This window comes from Candidatus Saccharibacteria bacterium oral taxon 488 (assembly GCA_010202115.1).
Classification (GTDB): Bacteria; Patescibacteriota; Saccharimonadia; order Saccharimonadales; family Saccharimonadaceae; genus Nanosynbacter.
In genome coordinates, this window is the sequence record CP047917.1 from 749,267 (window position 1) to 767,004 (window position 17,738).

Annotated in this window: 18 protein-coding genes, 1 tRNA gene and 1 pseudogene; 4 read left to right on the forward strand and 16 right to left on the reverse strand. The window is 52.5% G+C overall.

The window, feature by feature from the left end; genetic code table 11:
• The first annotated feature begins 245 nt into the window (after positions 1–245).
• A complete protein-coding gene (locus tag GWK74_04075; protein QHU90666.1) occupies positions 246–707 on the forward strand; it encodes a hypothetical protein in 462 nt (153 codons plus the stop codon).
• Between the two features lie 84 nt (positions 708–791).
• The gene (locus GWK74_04080) at positions 792–1,628 is read left to right on the forward strand and encodes a hypothetical protein (protein ID QHU90667.1); all 837 of its coding nucleotides are present in this window, start codon (positions 792–794) and stop codon (positions 1,626–1,628) included.
• A gap of 82 nt (positions 1,629–1,710) precedes the next feature.
• Here GWK74_04080 and ruvA read toward each other — a convergent pair whose 3' ends face one another.
• The 4 genes from ruvA to GWK74_04100 all read right to left on the reverse strand — a co-directional run bounded on the left by ruvA (position 1,711) and on the right by GWK74_04100 (position 6,807).
• A complete protein-coding gene (ruvA, locus tag GWK74_04085; GenBank protein QHU90668.1) occupies positions 1,711–2,289 on the reverse strand; it encodes a Holliday junction branch migration protein RuvA in 579 nt (192 codons plus the stop codon).
• Complete coding sequence (locus tag GWK74_04090; protein ID QHU90669.1) at positions 2,286–4,712, reverse strand: PBP1A family penicillin-binding protein; 2,427 nt, start codon at positions 4,710–4,712, stop codon at positions 2,286–2,288. The genes ruvA and GWK74_04090 overlap by 4 nt, the downstream gene beginning before the upstream one ends.
• 7 nt (positions 4,713–4,719) lie before the next feature.
• Positions 4,720–5,202 carry a crossover junction endodeoxyribonuclease RuvC gene (ruvC, locus tag GWK74_04095; protein ID QHU90670.1) on the reverse strand — a complete coding sequence of 161 codons (483 nt, stop codon included), beginning with the start codon at positions 5,200–5,202 and terminating at the stop codon, positions 4,720–4,722.
• A gap of 69 nt (positions 5,203–5,271) precedes the next feature.
• Complete coding sequence (locus GWK74_04100) at positions 5,272–6,807, reverse strand: hypothetical protein (GenBank protein QHU90671.1); 1,536 nt, start codon at positions 6,805–6,807, stop codon at positions 5,272–5,274.
• Here GWK74_04100 and GWK74_04105 point away from each other — a divergent pair.
• On the forward strand, positions 6,800–7,114 hold the full coding sequence (locus GWK74_04105; protein QHU90672.1) for a hypothetical protein: 315 nt from the start codon (positions 6,800–6,802) through the stop codon (positions 7,112–7,114). The two genes, GWK74_04100 and GWK74_04105, sit on opposite strands and share 8 nt — an antisense overlap.
• Before the next feature lie 172 nt (positions 7,115–7,286).
• Here the strand turns inward: GWK74_04105 and GWK74_04110 are convergent, their stop codons facing one another.
• From GWK74_04110 to dnaJ, 12 genes are all read right to left on the reverse strand, one after another.
• Positions 7,287–8,003, reverse strand: coding sequence for a YebC/PmpR family DNA-binding transcriptional regulator (locus GWK74_04110; GenBank protein QHU90673.1), 717 nt, complete (start codon positions 8,001–8,003; stop codon positions 7,287–7,289).
• Between the two features lie 57 nt (positions 8,004–8,060).
• Positions 8,061–9,056 (reverse strand): hypothetical protein, encoded by a 996-nt coding sequence (locus tag GWK74_04115; GenBank protein QHU90674.1) that lies wholly within the window; start codon positions 9,054–9,056, stop codon positions 8,061–8,063.
• Between the two features lie 159 nt (positions 9,057–9,215).
• Positions 9,216–10,670: a hypothetical protein gene (locus tag GWK74_04120; protein ID QHU90675.1), complete on the reverse strand. Its 1,455-nt coding sequence runs from the start codon at positions 10,668–10,670 to the stop codon at positions 9,216–9,218.
• A gap of 98 nt (positions 10,671–10,768) precedes the next feature.
• Positions 10,769–10,845: transfer RNA gene (locus tag GWK74_04125), tRNA-Lys, on the reverse strand.
• 69 nt (positions 10,846–10,914) lie between these two features.
• Entirely contained in the window at positions 10,915–11,406 is a 492-nt protein-coding gene (locus tag GWK74_04130) for a hypothetical protein (GenBank protein QHU90676.1), read from the reverse strand.
• Complete coding sequence (locus GWK74_04135; GenBank protein ID QHU90677.1) at positions 11,403–11,891, reverse strand: DUF192 domain-containing protein; 489 nt, start codon at positions 11,889–11,891, stop codon at positions 11,403–11,405. The genes GWK74_04130 and GWK74_04135 overlap by 4 nt, the downstream gene beginning before the upstream one ends.
• 24 nt (positions 11,892–11,915) lie before the next feature.
• Positions 11,916–12,833, reverse strand: a complete 918-nt coding sequence (locus GWK74_04140; GenBank protein ID QHU90678.1) for a RimK family alpha-L-glutamate ligase — start codon at positions 12,831–12,833, stop codon at positions 11,916–11,918.
• A 2-nt stretch (positions 12,834–12,835) separates the two neighbouring features.
• Positions 12,836–13,342: a hypothetical protein gene (locus tag GWK74_04145; protein ID QHU90679.1), complete on the reverse strand. Its 507-nt coding sequence runs from the start codon at positions 13,340–13,342 to the stop codon at positions 12,836–12,838.
• Positions 13,343–13,706: 364 nt separating this feature from the next.
• Complete coding sequence (locus GWK74_04150) at positions 13,707–13,979, reverse strand: hypothetical protein (protein ID QHU90680.1); 273 nt, start codon at positions 13,977–13,979, stop codon at positions 13,707–13,709.
• A 5-nt stretch (positions 13,980–13,984) separates the two neighbouring features.
• Entirely contained in the window at positions 13,985–14,218 is a 234-nt protein-coding gene (locus tag GWK74_04155) for a hypothetical protein (GenBank protein QHU90681.1), read from the reverse strand.
• 182 nt (positions 14,219–14,400) lie between these two features.
• A complete protein-coding gene (locus GWK74_04160) occupies positions 14,401–15,903 on the reverse strand; it encodes a DUF1704 domain-containing protein (GenBank protein ID QHU90682.1) in 1,503 nt (500 codons plus the stop codon).
• Between the two features lie 40 nt (positions 15,904–15,943).
• A complete protein-coding gene (gene dnaJ, locus GWK74_04165; GenBank protein QHU90683.1) occupies positions 15,944–17,059 on the reverse strand; it encodes a molecular chaperone DnaJ in 1,116 nt (371 codons plus the stop codon).
• Between the two features lie 82 nt (positions 17,060–17,141).
• Between dnaJ and GWK74_04170 the strand changes: the two are divergent.
• Positions 17,142–17,684, forward strand: a pseudogene (locus tag GWK74_04170) (CYTH domain-containing protein).
• The last annotated feature ends 54 nt before the right edge of the window (positions 17,685–17,738 follow it).

Consider the following 17,738-nt stretch of genomic DNA (forward strand, 5'->3'; position numbering starts at 1 on the left):
TGACTTACCTCAATAGCATTGATTTCTGTCAAGCACTGCCACCCAACGTTCGGTTTATAGTATGACATTGTTGTCGGCTGTTGTCTGGCCAACGAGCAGTGGACAGATTTCACAGTTCGTCTTCGTTGCGCATGTATTCATGATACCTCCTGGTATGAATTATATTACTTGGCGAGGAGTGTCTGTCCACAATCCGTACCATATTATTGCATAATTATAAATTATATTGTAGAATTGGTACCATTATGAACAGGCGGTGCGCAGAAGCTACACCCCAGTTTGAGACTGAGGAGACAATAGATCGCCCAAATACATCCAAGCCACCAATGTGGATGAGAGTGGGAGTATGCGTTGTCGGCTGGGCAATGGGTACAGCCCTGAGTATTGGTACAGGCTGGAAGATTATGCCCACCGGCAGTCCAGATAGTCATCCATCAGCAACCGCCGCAGCGACACCGACTGAAACAGCAACAGCACAACAGGCTGAACCTCATCGGCCCTTCACTCTGCCCGATTTCCGGCCAGTTATTATCACCGATCCCTCAACAACGACCGAGCACGTTACTGACGTGGGTCAACGTTCACAGGAACAGCTCAAGAAGGCTATTGGAACCCTAGCCACGACCATGAGCGTTCCCGAGAGTAACGTCCTTGAGCCAGTAACAATGGTGATGCCCAAGTGCGCCGATCGACCCGAAGACGGGTAATCCGTGCTTTTCTGGCAAAGAAATACGGGAAGTTGTCAAAAATGCTCCCTATCTTGACAACGCGGTTAGGTTAGTTACGTTATTTTGCCGCCTCACGCGTGCGAAGGTCAACCGTGGTCCGCCTATGCCTACCATTACAGCAAGCTTATTATCACCACGACAAGTCCACACACTATTGAGGCTGGTGTCATTATGCATGAAGCTGCGCATACTTTTGGACTTGATCACACGAGAAGACTGAGTGTCAGATATCCAGACTCAGATTCAACCCCAAGCTCGGAGTGGCGTAATGTCAAGCCAGAGGATTACGATATTATAGAAGATATAACTAATGGGTATGGTCAATTTCCTAAACTACAAAATGGCGACATTGATCCAGCGAGTGGACAAGAGACCGTTACAGGCTACCATTATGGTATTGATTCTTGGTGTACTGAGAAAAATACCTGCTCTCACGTGCTCAATTTCGTAGAAAGAAATAGGCTTGATCCAGAAAAATTCCCGATTCGCGATATTGACCCTGCGACGCTACCAGATGATCCCATTAGCCTCACAGTATCCCCAGAGCCACACAGCATTTCTGGTGTCCGCATACCGCTACCAGCCGACCATCCAATTCACCAAATTAAGGGCTGCGAATCAGTTACCCACATTGTTATCGGAATTAACCACATATACTATTCACTCATTGATAGCGCGCCAGGCTTTGGCACAACTATTATCGCCGTCAATAAAGACGGTAGCCTGATAGAGATAGATGCACCAAAATATGACAAATTATATTATTCTCCATCAACAAAAAACATCCTAGAAAAAGAGCGGTGGAACTATCTATATAACGACAGTGCTACTGGAGTGAGTGTCGCAGCGCGATTAGTCGACGGGAAGACGGAACTTCGCGTACAGCCCTTCGATAGATAGCAAACAGACCACTCGCTGCTGCTCTGCTGCAGCATAACTAGCTGCATTTATTGTCAATGACTGTATCAAAAGCTACCGCTACTCATTTCTTCAGCGCCTCGGTCACTCGTTGCGCCGTCGGCAGATTAACATCAACATTCTCAAGCGCCTTGGTAGCATCAGCCAAGGTGTAGCCCAACGCCATCAACGCCTCCAGTGCTTCGTCAGAGGTGTTCAGTTCGGTCTGGACTATAGTTTCTACTCGACCATACTGCGTCGGCAAACCAACCTTATCACTCAAATCAACCACCACTCGTTCGGCAGTTTTTTTACCGACGCCAGCAGCTTGTTGCACAAACGCACTATCAGCATTGGCGATGGCGTTGCGCACCTGCTCTGCGTCGCCGAGGCTAAGAATGGCCAGTGCCGCTTTTGGGCCGACACCCTGAACAGTAATCAGCATTTCAAACAGCTTTTTTGCAGCCAAACTAGAAAAACCGAATAGCTCTTCCGCCTGCTCGCGTACATGGTGGTAGGTATAAAACTTAGCGTCTTGGCTGAGCACCACCGCCTCGAAGTCACCAGCCGACACGCTCACTTCATAGCCGACGCCGTGAACATCAAGCACGATGCTGCCCGCGCCAAACTTTTCAGCGATCGTGCCAGAGAGGTGGGCGATCACGGTCGTCTGTCTCCGCCGCCCGGAGGATTGGTTGGGCCGGGCGAGGTGCCGCCACTGCCACCACCCGAACCGCCACCGCTGCCACCGCCACTGCCATTGCCGCCGCCTGGATTTTGGTCGTCATTACCTGTGCTGCCACACGACGCAGTCTTTCGCGAATGTTTCGTCGCATCAAATTTGTCTTCGCTGATGGTGATGAGCCGCTTGGTAGCTAGGTCACAGACGGTGATCTGCTTAGTGGTGGGCGTTTGCCGACAATCCGCAGCATTCTTGGAATATTTAGCGGCATCAAATTGATCTTCAAAAATTGACTCCACTTGCTTGGTCGCGAGGTTACAGACCTCGATCTTTGGCTTGGTCTGATCACATTTCTCGGTCGGAATGGCGCTCGAGAGGAAATATTCTTTGTAAGCACCGGGGCTGGAATCATCAGCCAGGCCACCATTACTACTACACACACTTCGCTGAACAACACCGCTTGGCACGTCGAAGCCAGTTTTTGCGCCTGCCAGCAGCTTGGTCATCGTCGCCCGCCAAATTGGTGCTGCCACATCCGATCCACCGCTGTTCATGACCTTATTATTGTTATTACCAACCCACACGCCGACAGCGTATTGCAGCGTATAGCCAATCGTCCAGGCATCGCGGTTATCATTGGTGGTACCCGTCTTGACCGCGACCGTTTTACCGCCCACCGTCAGGCTGCTACCAAACATCCCCGCCCGCGCGGCGTTATCCGACAGAATGCTGGAGATGAGATAGGCGCCACCTTGGCTAATCGCTTGGCGCGTACTGGCTGTTTTCCACGACGCGTTTTTGTTGAACTTGTCCTTGACTTCAGTGATGAGATTGAGCGATTCGTACTGCGTACCGCCATTGGCAAAGGCCGCGTAGGCGTTTGTCATCTCGCTTAGGCGCACCTCGGCCGAGCCAAGCGCCAGTGACAATCCGTAATTTTTGTTTTCGTCCAGCGTGCTGATACCGAGTTTCTTGACAGCTTGGATGGAGCGATTGATGCCATACTTTTGCATGATCAAAACGCTCGGGATATTCAGCGACCAGCTGAGCGACTTGCGCGTCGTCACCTTGCCGTTCCAGCGGCGAGTAGCGTTGTAGGGCACGTAACCATTGAAGTCAGTTAATTTATCATCAAAAACTGTCGCCGGCGTGATGGCGCCATCAGCCATCGCTTGCGCATAATACAGCGGCTTGAAGCTCGAGCCGGGCTGACGCGGCGTGGTCACCATATTGACCTTACCCCACTCGGCGTTATTGTAATCAGCACTGCCAACCAGTGCCCGCACCTCGCCGGTTTTTGGATCAATGACGATACCACTGGCGTTGGTGCCGCCGAGGCGATTGATCTGCTTCATTTGTTTGGCGATATTTTCTTGGAGGAGCTGTTGGGTGTCGAGATTCAGCGAGGTCTTGACGCGGTAGCCCGAGCGCATGACTTTTTCGTAGCCATATTTGTCGCTGAGCTGTTTGATGACCATCTCGGCAAAATGCGGCGCTGCGGAATTTGTGTGAGCCGCGCCGCCACCGGCGTATGCTAGCTGTGTGGCTTCCGCCTGCTGCTTCTGTTCCTCGGTGATAAAGCCTTCGGTCTGCATCCGACCGAGCACCGTCCTTTGGCGCTGCTTGGCGTATTCGGCGTTGCCGCTGATCGGCGAATAGCGGCTTGGCGCCGGCAGCACACCAACCAGCATACTGCTCTCGGCCAGTGTCAAATCCTTCGGGGACTTATTGAAATAAACCTTGGCCGCCTCCTCGATACCAAAGGCGTTTTCACCAAAGTACACCGAGTTGAGGTACATCATCAAGATCTGCTCTTTACTATAATTCTGTTCAATGGCGATGGCCATAAATAGCTCTTGGTATTTGCGCATAAAGCTATGCTCATTGCTGAGCAAGTTATTCTTGACCAACTGCTGCGTCAAGGTCGACCCGCCACCGTGCCGCGTAATCGCCGCTCGGAAAATACTAAAGATATTAAAGCCGCTGTGCTTATAAAAATCTTTATCCTCACTGGCGATCAGCGCCTTTTTCATACTCTCAGAGATGTCTTTGAGCTGCACCAAGTTCCGCCGCTCGGCATTACCAACGCTATAAATCACCTTATCCTTGGCGTCAGTCAGCACGATACCGGTATTATTGCGGTTCATCAGCCGCTCCTGATCACCGATGTCGCGCGCATAATAAAAATAGCTAGCAATTGGCACGATGATCAAAAACAGTAGAATCGGCAGCAGGCACACCATAATTTTTTTCGGCCGACTCAGCCGCCAAAACCACAAAAAGTGTTTGTGTTGACGCGGTAATTTACCGGGTTTTGCCTTGACTTGACCGAGATTGGCATACCGACCCATGTGCGGCGGCTGCTTCTTTATCGGAGCTCGTTTTCCCTTGCCTAATTGCACCATATATCAATTATACCACGCTGGGGCGCGTCATCGCTGCGTGGGTGATGGCCGCCGCCAGCGCATCGGCGCAGTCATCTGGTTTTGGTGCTTGGCTGAGACCTAGATTGAGGCGCACCATTTCTTGGATCTGCTTTTTGTCAGCCTTGCCATAGCCAGTCAGTGTCTGTTTGATCTGGAGCGGCGTGTATTCACTGATCACGAGGCCCGCTTTGTGTCCAGTCAGCATGGCCACGCCACGAGCATGGGCCACAGAAATAGCAGTGGTGACATTACGCGCAAAAAACAACTTTTCAATTGACATCACCTCAGGTCTGGTCTCAGCGATGATCTCCGTCAGGCCATCAAAAATCTCCGCCAGCCGCTCGTCCAGTGGCGTGTGCGCTGGCGTCTTGATCACACCAGCCGTCACCAGCCGGTAGCCGCCCCGCTTCGTGTCAATCACACCAAAGCCCAAGATACCAGTCCCCGGATCAATGCCAATAATTCTCATGCGTTTATTATAGCACCCGGCCGGTGACAATAATTAATGCGAGGGCCACCTCGACGAGCTCGTGCCAGGTTATCGCTTGCCGCGCGTGATGGCGTGTTTTAGCCGCGTAGCAGCTCGGCCAATTTCCCAGCGCCACTGCCAGCCAGCATAACCAACCGCCAGCAGACTGACGCCGCCGAGCACCCACCAGCCCCACATCGCGCCCGTCACCTGCTTGACCTGTTCCGGCGCAAAGCCAGTTTTTGGTGCAGTAGCCAGCGCGACCTTGCGGCAGCGCTTTGTCTTTGGATTGCGCTCAAAGCCTTCGGCACACTCCTTCAACACGTCACTATCAGCGGCAATTTTTTTACAGCGCCCGGTGGCGGGATTACGAAACTTACCGTCGGGACATGGCTTCAGAGTTTTGGCGGCTGCGGCTGCAATCGACCGACACCGACCGGTTATCTCGCTCCGATAGTACCCTTCACGGCACGGCGTTTGGGTTTTGAGCTTGCTGATATTGCGGCACCGACCAGTTTCTGATGAACGATATTGACCGGGCTTACACGGCGCGAGCTCTGGCTCGTTCACGATATTACGGCAGCGACCCGTCTCCGGTGAACGGTACTGCCCCGGACGGCACGGCGTCGGCACTGGCTCCACCGACTCCTTGACGCAACGGCCCGTGAGCTCGTGACGCACATAGCCCGCCTTGCAATCTGGCCACTGCTTGAATTCATTAGGCCGAGCCGGTGTCGGTGAAAATGTTACCTTCCATTCCCCGTCAAGCAAACTCCACGACGAATCCTTGGCCAGGCCAGTAAATGACGTCTGGTCGATCTCATTGCCGCTCTCGTCCAGCACGTACACCTCGCCGGCGTCGGTTTTTGCCAGTTTGAGATTTGTCTCTGCCAGCCGAACGACATGCAGCGCCCCGGCTGCCAGCTCAATATTCTTGAATGTATGCGTCGTGTCCTTGTGCTTACCCCGACCTTTGACGAGAATGGTGCAGCCCGTAAGGTCGAGGTCACTAGTCCCGGCGTTAATGATCTCGATAAACGGTGTGTCGACATTGGTCGCGATCTCATGCAACTTCAAGCCGCTGCAACGATTACTCGGTGGCGTCGGATCAACTGGCGGACGTGGCTCGTCAGGCTCGGTACAGGCTGGCAGTTCACGTAAGTGCGGCGCCTCGCCGACCGAAAAATCGCTGACGTTATTATCCGTATCAGTCACCACGCCATTTGTTTGGCAGCGCCAGGCGTGTAGCTTGCCACCTAGCGTAATTGGACTACCTTCGCGCGCTGACACCGCGCCCCAGCCCACCAGATCCGACACCCGCCCATCACTCATCACCAATTTGACAGAGCCGCCGGTTTTTGCCAGCACTTTCTGGCTATCAAACCGCAGGTCGGCCTGCTCATCGGTTAGCCGGCTATCACCGACCACCAACGCCCCGCCCGCCGGCACTACTAGGTCGGTCGAGATTGTTTTGAGCGTCGTCACCTGTCCCTTCTGATTAACATACTGCAGCGTCCAGCCCGTCAGATTGACAGGTTGCGATGACGGATTATAGAGTTCGACGTAGGTGCCGCGCGCTGTATCGAGGCCGACTTTGGTGATCAAGAGTTTGGCCGATGTGCGAGCCGCAGCTGGTGGCGCAGGAGGTTCAGAAGGCGTTGGCTTGACTGGTGTGGGTGTTGATGGATCTCTGGGCGGTATTGACGGAGCGGGTGTAGGCGTAGACGTACCGCCAGAAGCTGTGTCCGGCGTCGCCGCTGCTGGGACTAGTGGCCTAGTCGGAGCTACCGGGCTGGGCGTTGGCTTGGCTGGACGCGGCGCAGGCGTGTCCGTTGGCGCAACCGATGTTGAGCCGCTAGCAGGAGGTGCAGCCTCCGGTGGGGAGTCACTGGCAAACGCTACCACCGGCTGAAACACCAGCGCAATTATCGTTGACATAAGTAGTAGGCGGGTCAAAACCTTCATTGTGAACTCCCTGCTTGGCTTATGTTGACTGATTATATTGTAAAAGAAATTCCTCCCAAACGCAAAAGAGCGCCGTCGGGGACGCTCAATACATAGTCAATGTATAGCCTGAGCGAAGATTACTCCGCAGTGATGTCGGCATTGGTATGCACATTCACCACGTCGTCCAGATCATCCAGCGCATCAACTACCTTCATCAATTTCTGCGCCGTTTCTGCATCCGCGATCTCAACTGGCGTGTTGGCGATGTAGCGCAGCTCGGCGTCTTTTACCTTCAAGCCCTGCTCGACCAGCGTATTCCTAACGCTCGCCAAATCTTTCAGCTCCGTGTAAACAATAATCTCGCCGTCTTCTTCAACTGCATCCTCAGCACCAGCATCCAAAATCTGGAGGAGCAATTCCTCACCCGTGCCCTCCACGGTGATCACGCCCTTACGGGTAAACTGAAACGCCACACTGCCAGCGTCAGCGATGCGCCCACCGTTTTTGACCAGCGCGGTTTTCACTTCTGGTAAAGTACGATTGCGATTGTCGGTCGCCGTTTCGATGATGATGCCGACGCCGCCCGGGCCGTAGCCTTCATAGGTAATCTCCTCCAGCGCCGCAGCGCTTTTGTCGGCCACGCGGTCAATCGCCCGCTGGATATTAGCACTTGGCATGTTGGCGGCCTTAGCCTTTTCGATCGCCATTGCCAAACTTGCATTGAGTGTCGGGTCGGTACCGCCGCGCGCCGCGATCGCAATTTGATTACCCAACTTCGTGAAAATCGCGCCACGCTTCGCATCAACAATTGCCTTCTGCCGGTGCGTGGTCGCCCATTTACTGTGTCCTGCCATGTGTCTATGCCTCCAGAAAATTCGTTTCTTTTAGTATAGCAGAAAATGGGCGAGGGGTTAACTATCGATCTGGTTGGCGGTGTCTTCTGAGAGAACGAAGCCACCACAATTTGATTCTATGCGTACCTCCCTGATATGTACCCCGTCGTAATAGCTTCCTTCATCGACATGTACACTATATCGAGAAGAGATAATACCCTCACGAGCATACGGCTCCAGCATCCTCCTGATATATCCCTCGATCGCTCCCTCACCCAGCTCCAGAACAACCGGTGGAAGTTGTAGAGCAGCACGCTGGCGACTCCCCGACAAAGCTTCACAATCATTTGTGACATATGCTACAGGAGACGCCTCACTTAATTTCGCTTCCCAGGGGGCAGCCTCCTCACACTCAAGGTCTGCACTGATCCGCAGGACGTCTTTTCGCTGCCAAGAGTTCCTTTTGGCAATAGCCATCACAAAATCCGATAACTGTATGTCATCAAGTGTCAGCTCGCCTCGCTCCCGCTGCTCATTAAAGTCATGAATAAATTGACGTAACGTCTCATCACTAGCCTTATCAGCTGCAACGAGGGGCGCCATCACCTCGCCCATGAGTTTCGAACTGTCTTCTTTAATTAGGGCTAGTTTCTGGGCATATGCCCGGGCGGCCTCCGTCGATTCCTCAATTTGCTTTAGCCGCGCAGATGCTGCCTCTCTAATTATCCTGCACCGCTCGTCAAACTCCTTTCTAGCTTGTCTGATCCGTTCTGCTCGGTGAGTCAAAATTTCCTCGCGTTGCCGTTGAGTATCCGGCTTGGTATTGCGTTTCTCATCGTTGTATTCCCAATATACGTCGTTCATTGCAGCAACTGTTCGGCAAAGATCATCAAACGTCATCGGAGCAGCCACCTCCTGCTCTCTCTGTGCCTTATCACCGCCCTGTGCATCCTCATGGACTTCAGCCCCATCAGGCTGTTGCTCACTATAATTATTCGATACGGCCGCCAGGCCCTCCCATGAATCCATTGAACCTTGATTACCGTTACTTCCGCCTACTCTTTCTTTGCCCATTTCATTCCTCCAAACAAAATAACGTTTAGTACTCACCAGCCACCAGTCAGGACAAGTCCATACTAGTTAACCCCGAGGGATTAGCTGAATGAACCCATAGTAGTACATCCATCAGGTTTCCTCAAGCATGAGCGGGATAGCCTACCACAATCGTCCACGCTACTCAACCACATTACTCTCACGCAGTCGCAGCCCGGTCTGTCGCCGCATCCACCACATCACCCCGATAATGACAAGGTAGACGATGATTACCCATAGCCAGCTCAAGTTCACCTCCAGCTGCGCCCAGTCCAACCTCGCCAGCCACGTGGCGACGCCGACCATATACTGGAGCAGCCACGTCGTCGGCACAGCGATGAGTCCAGCCACCACCGGCACATCTGCGCACACGCCAACCACAAAGGTCAGTAGCATCGCCAGCGGCACCAATGGCAAGATGAGCACATTCGCGATCAGCGCCACGTTACTGATCACGCCAAACGACGCCACCAAGAGCGGCCACGTCATGATCTGAGCCGACACCGTCTCGCCGATAATCTGCCGGATCACCCCGGGCAGCTTCGTGCCAAAAAAGTATCGCTGCAGCAGCGGCGCCAGGATAATCACCCCGCTAAACGCCGCAAAGCTCAATTGCCAACCAAGGTCGTTCCAGCCGAACTGCGGATTGATGAGTAGCGTCATCGCCGCAGCGACCGGTAGCAGCACCAGCGGATGAATCGTCCGGCCATAATACCACGCGGCTAGGCTCAGGCCCGCCACCAACCCAGCCCGCGACATGCTCGGACTGAGGCCGGTCATCGCCATAAAGCCAATGATCATCACACCAGCGCTCAGTGCTGCCAGATATTTCGACACTTTGATGAACAGTCGCCGCGCCAGCCGCACCAAAATCGTTAAGTTATAGCCGCTGGCCACGATGACGTGCGTCAAGCCTGCGACCTGCAGCGCCGTCATCAATTCCAGCGGTAATGCCCGCCGTAAGCCCATCAAGAACCCGAGGCCCAGCGCCGCCTCCGACTCCGGCACGTACCGTCGCACCCGCTCCGCGAACCAGTCACGCACGCCCACCGCCACGTCGCCCGGTTGCTCACGCGTCACTCGTTCAACCGCTGCCCTGGACATCCGCGCCGCAAACGCCCCAAACCCATCGGTCAACGCGCCCCGCACGGTGACCACGTCGCTACGTTTAATCGCCTGGCTATGCCTCGTCACTACCCAGACACTGCCAGGCAGCCGCCGATCGTTACTCACGATGTCACCCAACCGCAGCACTGTCTGCCCCCTTTTATCAACATCAGGATCTTCTAGCACCCGTCCACTCAGCCGTACCATTTGACCGATCAGCGTTTGATAGTGCTCCAGGCCAATCTGCCCCACACTACCTCGCCACAGCCCAACCAGCACCCCACCGACTAGAGCTACTACGACCAGCCAGCGCCGCGCCCCAACGAGCGACGCTAGGGCCAATACCATTCCCGCCCCCAACCACATCCAACCAGCAAACAGCCCGTACGGCGCTCGCATCACGCTGATAACGCCGATGACGATGCCGACGCCAGCTGCCGCCAACAGCCACGACACATGCAAACGCTGAGTGAGGCCGAGAGACTTCATATTGTTAGTATACGCGAAGTGCGGCCAGACTTACATCAAATCACCTGAAATGGATACAATAAAAAATCCTAGTTCATGAACTAGGATTGTACTCCACTTGGAGGGCCCACCGGGGCTTGAACCCGGGACACCCTGCTTAAAAGGCAGGTGCTCTAACCAACTGAGCTATGGGCCCGCACATGACGCGCAGCGCAACGAAGCGAGAACGCGACTTTTCACATTTTATCACAGAGGAGCGGCATTTTCAACGCTTTGTTTTCTTGGCAGCGGGCGCCTTGGTATGAAGCGGCAAGCTCATATCAAGTAGCCCCGCCACTAGTCCAACGGTCGCCGCATAGTACCACCAGTCGCTCAGCAATTTGTACGTCTGCATCGCCTCCGCGTCCAAGGTCATAAATTTGCCCAGCGGCCGCACCAGCACCGCCGCTGCTAAGACACCGACCAGCACCGCCGAGATCAGCCGTAGCAACTTGCCAGGTCCCTTTGGCCCAGTGATTAATAATAGCACCAGCGGCCCCACCGTCAGGATAATCGTCGCCACGACACCATTCGGTAGCCCTGCTACGTTACTGATGCCCAGCCCACCGATCACCCCGGCCAACCACTCGGCCCACAATTCCGCCAGCAGTGCACCGGCTGCCAGCGCTAGTGCCAACACACCAAATCGCCGGTTCAACACGAACGCTAGTGCCGTCACCACCACGGCCACGCCACCAAATAACAACACTATGCTCATCGCTTCCCCTCCGTCGTAAACCGCGCGGTGACGCCCGGTTTGATGCTATGTTCCTTGGCACTGCCCGCCGGCAGCTCCAACACGTACCGCGCTGGCACTGGCGTGTGATATACTTCATGCGGCTCGTTGTCGGGCCAGACATCACGCTTGACGTGCACGACCTTTTTCTTGGCGTCTAGCCAGATAATATCAATCGGGACGCGCATATCCTTCATCCAAATTGGTATATCGCCATCTTTCTCCGCTACAAACAACATCCCCTCGCTCTTGCCCAGCTCTTGCCGACCGCCCAAGCCTCGCGCCCGCGTCTCGTCCGTATCAGCGACCTCTACTCGAAATGTGCCTTTGCCGATATCAACAGTCGTGTACGTTTTATTCATCTGCTGCACCACCGCCCAGACACAATAGCCAACCCCAGCCAACACACCAAGCACGATCACCCAAACGATGATCCGCTGCACTATCGACGCCGACTTCGCATTCATACTCCCATTATAGCAAGTTTAGCTTCAGGCGCCGACTTTATCTTTTTTGTTACCGCGCTTGGCGTTGCGATCAATATAGTCGATGATTCGACCAGCCACATTGCGGCCCGTGACTTTTTCGATGCCAAATCCTGGACTGGCATTCACTTCTAATACCAGCGCCCCACGGTTCGAGCGCATGAAGTCGACGCCGGCCACTACCAGGCCCATCGCCTTGGCAGCCTTGACGCACATTTTTCGCTCATCGGGCGTCAACTTGACGACCGTCCCCTCGCCGCCTTTATGCAAATTGCTGCGAAAATCATCATCCAAACTCTGCCGCTTCATACTAGCCACCACTTGACTACCGACCACAAATGCCCGAATATCGGTGCCGGCCGACTCCTTGATAAATTCCTGTAATAGCACGTTTGTGCCGTCAGAATCACTGAGGTAAAACGCTTGCATAACCGACTTAGCGGCTTTAATTGTCTCCGCCAGTACCACACCATTGCCATGTGTCCCGCGCGCCAACTTGATGATCGCCGGCGTACCGCCAATCTCATCCAGCAGCACATCGATATCCGTTTCATTGCGCGAGAACACCGTCTTTGGGATCGACACCCCAGCCCGGGCCAGCAGCTGCACCGATCGTAGTTTATCGCGCGAACGACTGATGGCGATAGACCGATTCATAAAAAATGCTTGCGGATTCGCCATTTCCAATTGCCGCAGCACTGCCGTCCCGTAGCGCGTCATATAGCTAGCAATTCGCGGGATGAACACGTCAAAGTTACCGATTTCCCCGCCGCGATAAATAACCTTTGGATGCCGCTCATCAATTGACACATAACAATTTTTATACTTGATAACTTTAACTCGATGACCATGCTTTTCAGCTTCTTCCTTGAGACGAAGGGTGGAGTAGTTGATGTTACCGTTAGATAGAATCGCAATATTCATAACTACGTATCCTTTGGTTTATGGTATTTTTTATAAAACTTGTGAGGATTTTTAGCTAGTTCTTTATTTAGCCTTATAGTCTGTGATTTCTTCTGGTTCCTTACTTCATTCATACTTACGTCAACCAAAAACTTACCGCTTAATGTCCGTCGTCCAATTAGCACTGGAAAATTATGCACAGCCCTATCAGACAGGCTAAATAACGCTTTAATCTTCTTGCCAGCCAATATAATGGTAAAATGTGTCCGATATTTTATAATTTCATGGCCAGAGGCGCTCTTAACCATCGCTACCGAATAATCGGTACGCCGAAACACCTTGCCGTTATAATACGGTGAGCCTTTACCAAATAGCGAGAACTTCAAGACACCGTCTTTATCAACGCGGATATTACTTGCCCACACTGATGAGCCGTCTGCACCGGTGTCAACTTTAGCTGGCACATTAACCGCCCGCCGACCAAAGTCCACCTTCACATTTCGACCAATGATGGTTTTTTGTGCTGTCATGCACCATATACTATAATCTAAAAACCTACATCAGTCAAGCTACGAAGCTGCTCATTTGTAGGCAGCCAGAAGCTTGTCGACGTAGACAGCCGGAACATTAGCAGGCATGCCGACAAGTGGATCATAGTACGGCATAAGGCCCGAGGATGCATTTATTTCAACCCTCGGAAATTATCGGGAGCTATAATGTCAACACCGCAGATAAACAGGCCGAAGTATTCAGTAACTCGCACAGCCATCTGCTTCACTTCATTCGGTACTTTATTGAGGCACTCTAGCGCATAGCCACCACTAGAAATATTCGCTACACCAGTTACTTGTACTCGTGTCCCATCGGATGGAATACATCGCAACTCAACATCGCTCAAAAAGCCCGCACGGCCTCTGGGTCAATTAGATTCATGGACTTTTCATGAGGTAGCTGACCGCAACGAGGATTTGTCATATTATCCAGGTCAATCAGCTCACGAGTTGTATGCACCCCATCGCCCCAGACTTCTGCGGGACAGCGCTGAATTGCTGTAACCACCTCACCGTCTATCACAATAAGCCGATAATCATTTCCCTCAATGTGACGCTGCAGCAGTACACCCTCTTTCCTTGCGTATTGTTGCGCTCGCTTAACCGCCTGTCGCAATTCATCTATATGGCGGATTTTGTCGTTACCCCATCACCATGTGCGGCATCAATAGGCTTCACCACTGCCACACCCTGCTCCTTTAAAAACTGCTCAGCAGTAGCCATGTCGCCCACTACCACCGAAGGCGCTAACCACCGATCAAATTCACCCGACTGCACTAAAAGCTTATCGGTCAGCTCTTTGTTATCAGAAATTAATCGGCCAGTACCATTAGACACATCTGGTGAGCTGCCCATTATAAATCGCTGCGACCTGCGTAACGAAACGCAATACACGACACTCCCCCGGACTTATATCCAACTACCGGGATACTGCGCTTCTTTAGCTCATTATAGATTGCAAGCGATGTCCCTTGTAGTTGATTTGTCATACAGTGATAGTACCTCTATTATCTTGTATAAGAATACCCTTCTTGTACCTACGCCGCAAGCGCCCCCATCATCAACTCTTGCTGCTTGGGGTTGGTTGGATCATACTTACCAGCAAAGAGACGAGTAACCCCATCAACGTCCTGATTAGCGTATAAACTCTCCAAATGTCGCATCGCCAGAACACGGCCCTCAAGATAAGCAAGGTCTTTATTAAAGGTTAGCGGTACTACCCCGGGCTGGCGGTCCGCCATATCAGGCTGTGTGCCACGGAATATCCTTACACAGGACCCATATGTCATTCGCTGTTCTTTATTTATCATCTCCTGCGTTACTTCTTGATTATTCTTTAATTTCGCCAGCAGACGATATCGCCACGCTGTCTCGAACACCGTGCGAAAATCTGCACCCTGCTCCGCCAGCGAGATATTAATGTAGTGACCAAGTTTTGCAGCTGTCCATTCTGGTGCATCATTACCATTCATTTCTTCAACCGTCGTTGCCAGTCCCTCTTCAAATGTCAGATAATCTGGTCGCGGAGTGTCGGTAAATAAACCCATTCCCAGGACTGGTAGTTTTGTCTTAAGCCCATTAATTGACCGTTGTCCATGTACTCCAAATTCGTGTAGCACCTTGCGAAATAGCTGATCACTTGTCGCGATCGGCGCCCGCTTACCACCGACCACCACCGCCATCTCAGGAGACTCCCAAGATAGCGCGGTCTTGTTTTCTACTAGCTTCACCGTTACGCCGCTGGTATGATCAGGGTCGCGCAGATTGATCACCGCTTGAAACGCTTCGACGATATCAGCTGGGCTACATTTATAACCTTCGCCATTCTCTTCAACTTTCTGATCCCAAAACTCCTGCACCAAGGCTTGAATGTCAGCATTTTGCTCAATAATCTGCTCACCCGCCCACTCTAGTGCCTCATTTTTCTCAAAACGAGGGAGTCGTGCTTCACCATCTTCAGCACGAAGCATTGCCGGCATCTCTTGACCCTGCCAGGTAAAGCCATTTGCCAACTCATCGTACAAAACCTGGGCGGTCGGGTGATAGGCTTTGCCGTCTAGTATGTTCCACAGCTCATTAAGTGCCGCATCACGAATCTCTGGCTGCGGCTGGCCATACAGTTCATGACCGAGTTGTCGAGCCTGCTCCTGCACCTCACTCAACTCTTCTTGATTTCCCCCTTCATGATGCAAAAACTCTAGCTGACCGAGCAACTTCACATATTCCATCTCCGCCATACGAAACCCAAGAGACGAATCAATCGCCCCACGAAATACCGAGTTAGACTCACGATCAGTTGCCACTTCACGAGCTTGGCCAAGCGCTATAATACCCCTATCCAGTGCCGACATATCGTGAAAATGCGAGTGTTCAAAGCGGGGGTTGCGAAACTCGCCAGCGATAAAAGACTTTCGCAGATCAAGTGCATTATTAACAAGCTCTGTGTACGACTGAAACCCAGCTTCAGGAAGATTGTGAGGATTAATAATCTCTTCGATCGTTCGCGGTTGGCGCGGTGCTATTTCAGGCGCTATACTCATTTTTTTATGATAGCATATTTATGCAAAAAGCAAGTACGCATTACGAAAACAACCCCCGCCTCCTTGCGCCATCAAACTGTTCCAGTAGTTCCCGCTGCTTCCTGCTCAGTTTGGTTGGCGTATCGACGATGACGCCAACGATGTGCGGGCCGCGTTCATCATTTCTCAAGTGCGGCACACCGTGGCCTGATAGCTTAAAGTCTGTCCCCGACTGGGTGCCAGCCGGGATTTTCATCCGCACCATACCGTCCACGGTTTCCACATCAATTTCCGTTCCCAACGCCGCATCGACCATCGAGATATGCTCTTCCGAAAGGATGATATCGCCCTCACGCGTGAACTTCTTATGCGCTTTGACACGAATGTGAACGTACAGGTCGCCGCGCGGGCCACCTTGAACAGCTTCGCCGCGATCACGCAGGCGGATCGTCGCACCATCATCAATACCAGCTGGAATCTTGACGGTTATATCCTGGCGCTGGCGAGTCGTACCCTTGCCGCCACAGACTGAACAGTTTTGCTCCGGAATCTTACCGCGACCGTGACAGGTCGGACAAGTGACTGCTTGCTGAATCTGCCCAAAAATTGAGTTCATGACGCGAGTCTGCTGACCAGAACCCTGACAGTCTGGACACGTCTTGAGACTATGGCCCGGCTCGACGCCATCGCCATGACAGTGTTCACACTCGGCATCTAGGGTTACATTCAACTTCTTTTCTGTACCAAACACCGCCTCTTCAAAACTCAGAGTTACATTAGTTTCAACATCACGACCGCGCCGCGCACCACCCCGTGAACTAGTCGCGCCGCCACCGAAAAATTGACTGAAAATATCGCCAAACATGCCGCCATCGCCACCAAAGTCGAACTGCACGTTTTGCCCACCAAAGCCACCAAATCCTTCGAATGGATTGCCGCCAAAGCCACCGCCTGCTGCACCGCCGACCCCAGCATGGCCAAATTGATCGTAGCGCTGGCGCTTTTGCTTGTCTTTTAAGACTTCATATGCCTCGTTGACTTCTTTGAATTTGGCTTCATCACCGCCTTCTTTGTCGGGGTGGTACTTCACCGCTGCCTTACGAAAGGCCTTCTTAATCTCATCCTCAGAAGCAGTTTTCGACACACCTAACACTTCATAATAATCGCGCTTACTCATATGCGTTTATTATACACTTTTAGCACTCGACATGCAAGAGTGCTAGCATCACCCGTGCTATACTTAAAATATAGGAGGTGTTATGAAACAGACAGCAATTATCAATTCAGAAATCAAGGCCCGGTGCGCGGATCAAGAGTCGGTGCGCCAATATCTACGTGAGCACGGCGCGGACTTTAAGGGGACTGACCATCAAATTGACACATATTTTGATGTACCCGAAGGGCGCCTGAAGCTACGTCAAGGGCCAATCGAAAATAACCTTATCTTTTATCAGCGGGCCGATACCGATGGGCCGAAGTAATCGACCATCAACTTATCACCCGTGGCACCGGACTCAAATATTGGTGAGGTGCTAACAGCGGCTCTCGGTGTACGTGTGGTTGTCGATAAGCAGCGCGAAATTTACTTCATCGACAATGTCAAGTTTCATATCGACACTGTTAAGGGTCTCGGGAATTTTGTCGAAATTGAGGCCATTGATACCGACGGCAAACGAAACGCCGAGCAGCTGGAGCAACAATGCTCACACTACATGCGTGAGCTTGGTATCAGGGATACGGATTTAGTGGTTGGCTCGTATAGTGATTTGCTGGAGCATGGTGACGATATTCAAGCGACATAGGGCCCTTCTACGCTGACCTTTCTTTAGCCCAGTCTGTATTTAGTATAGTTGTGA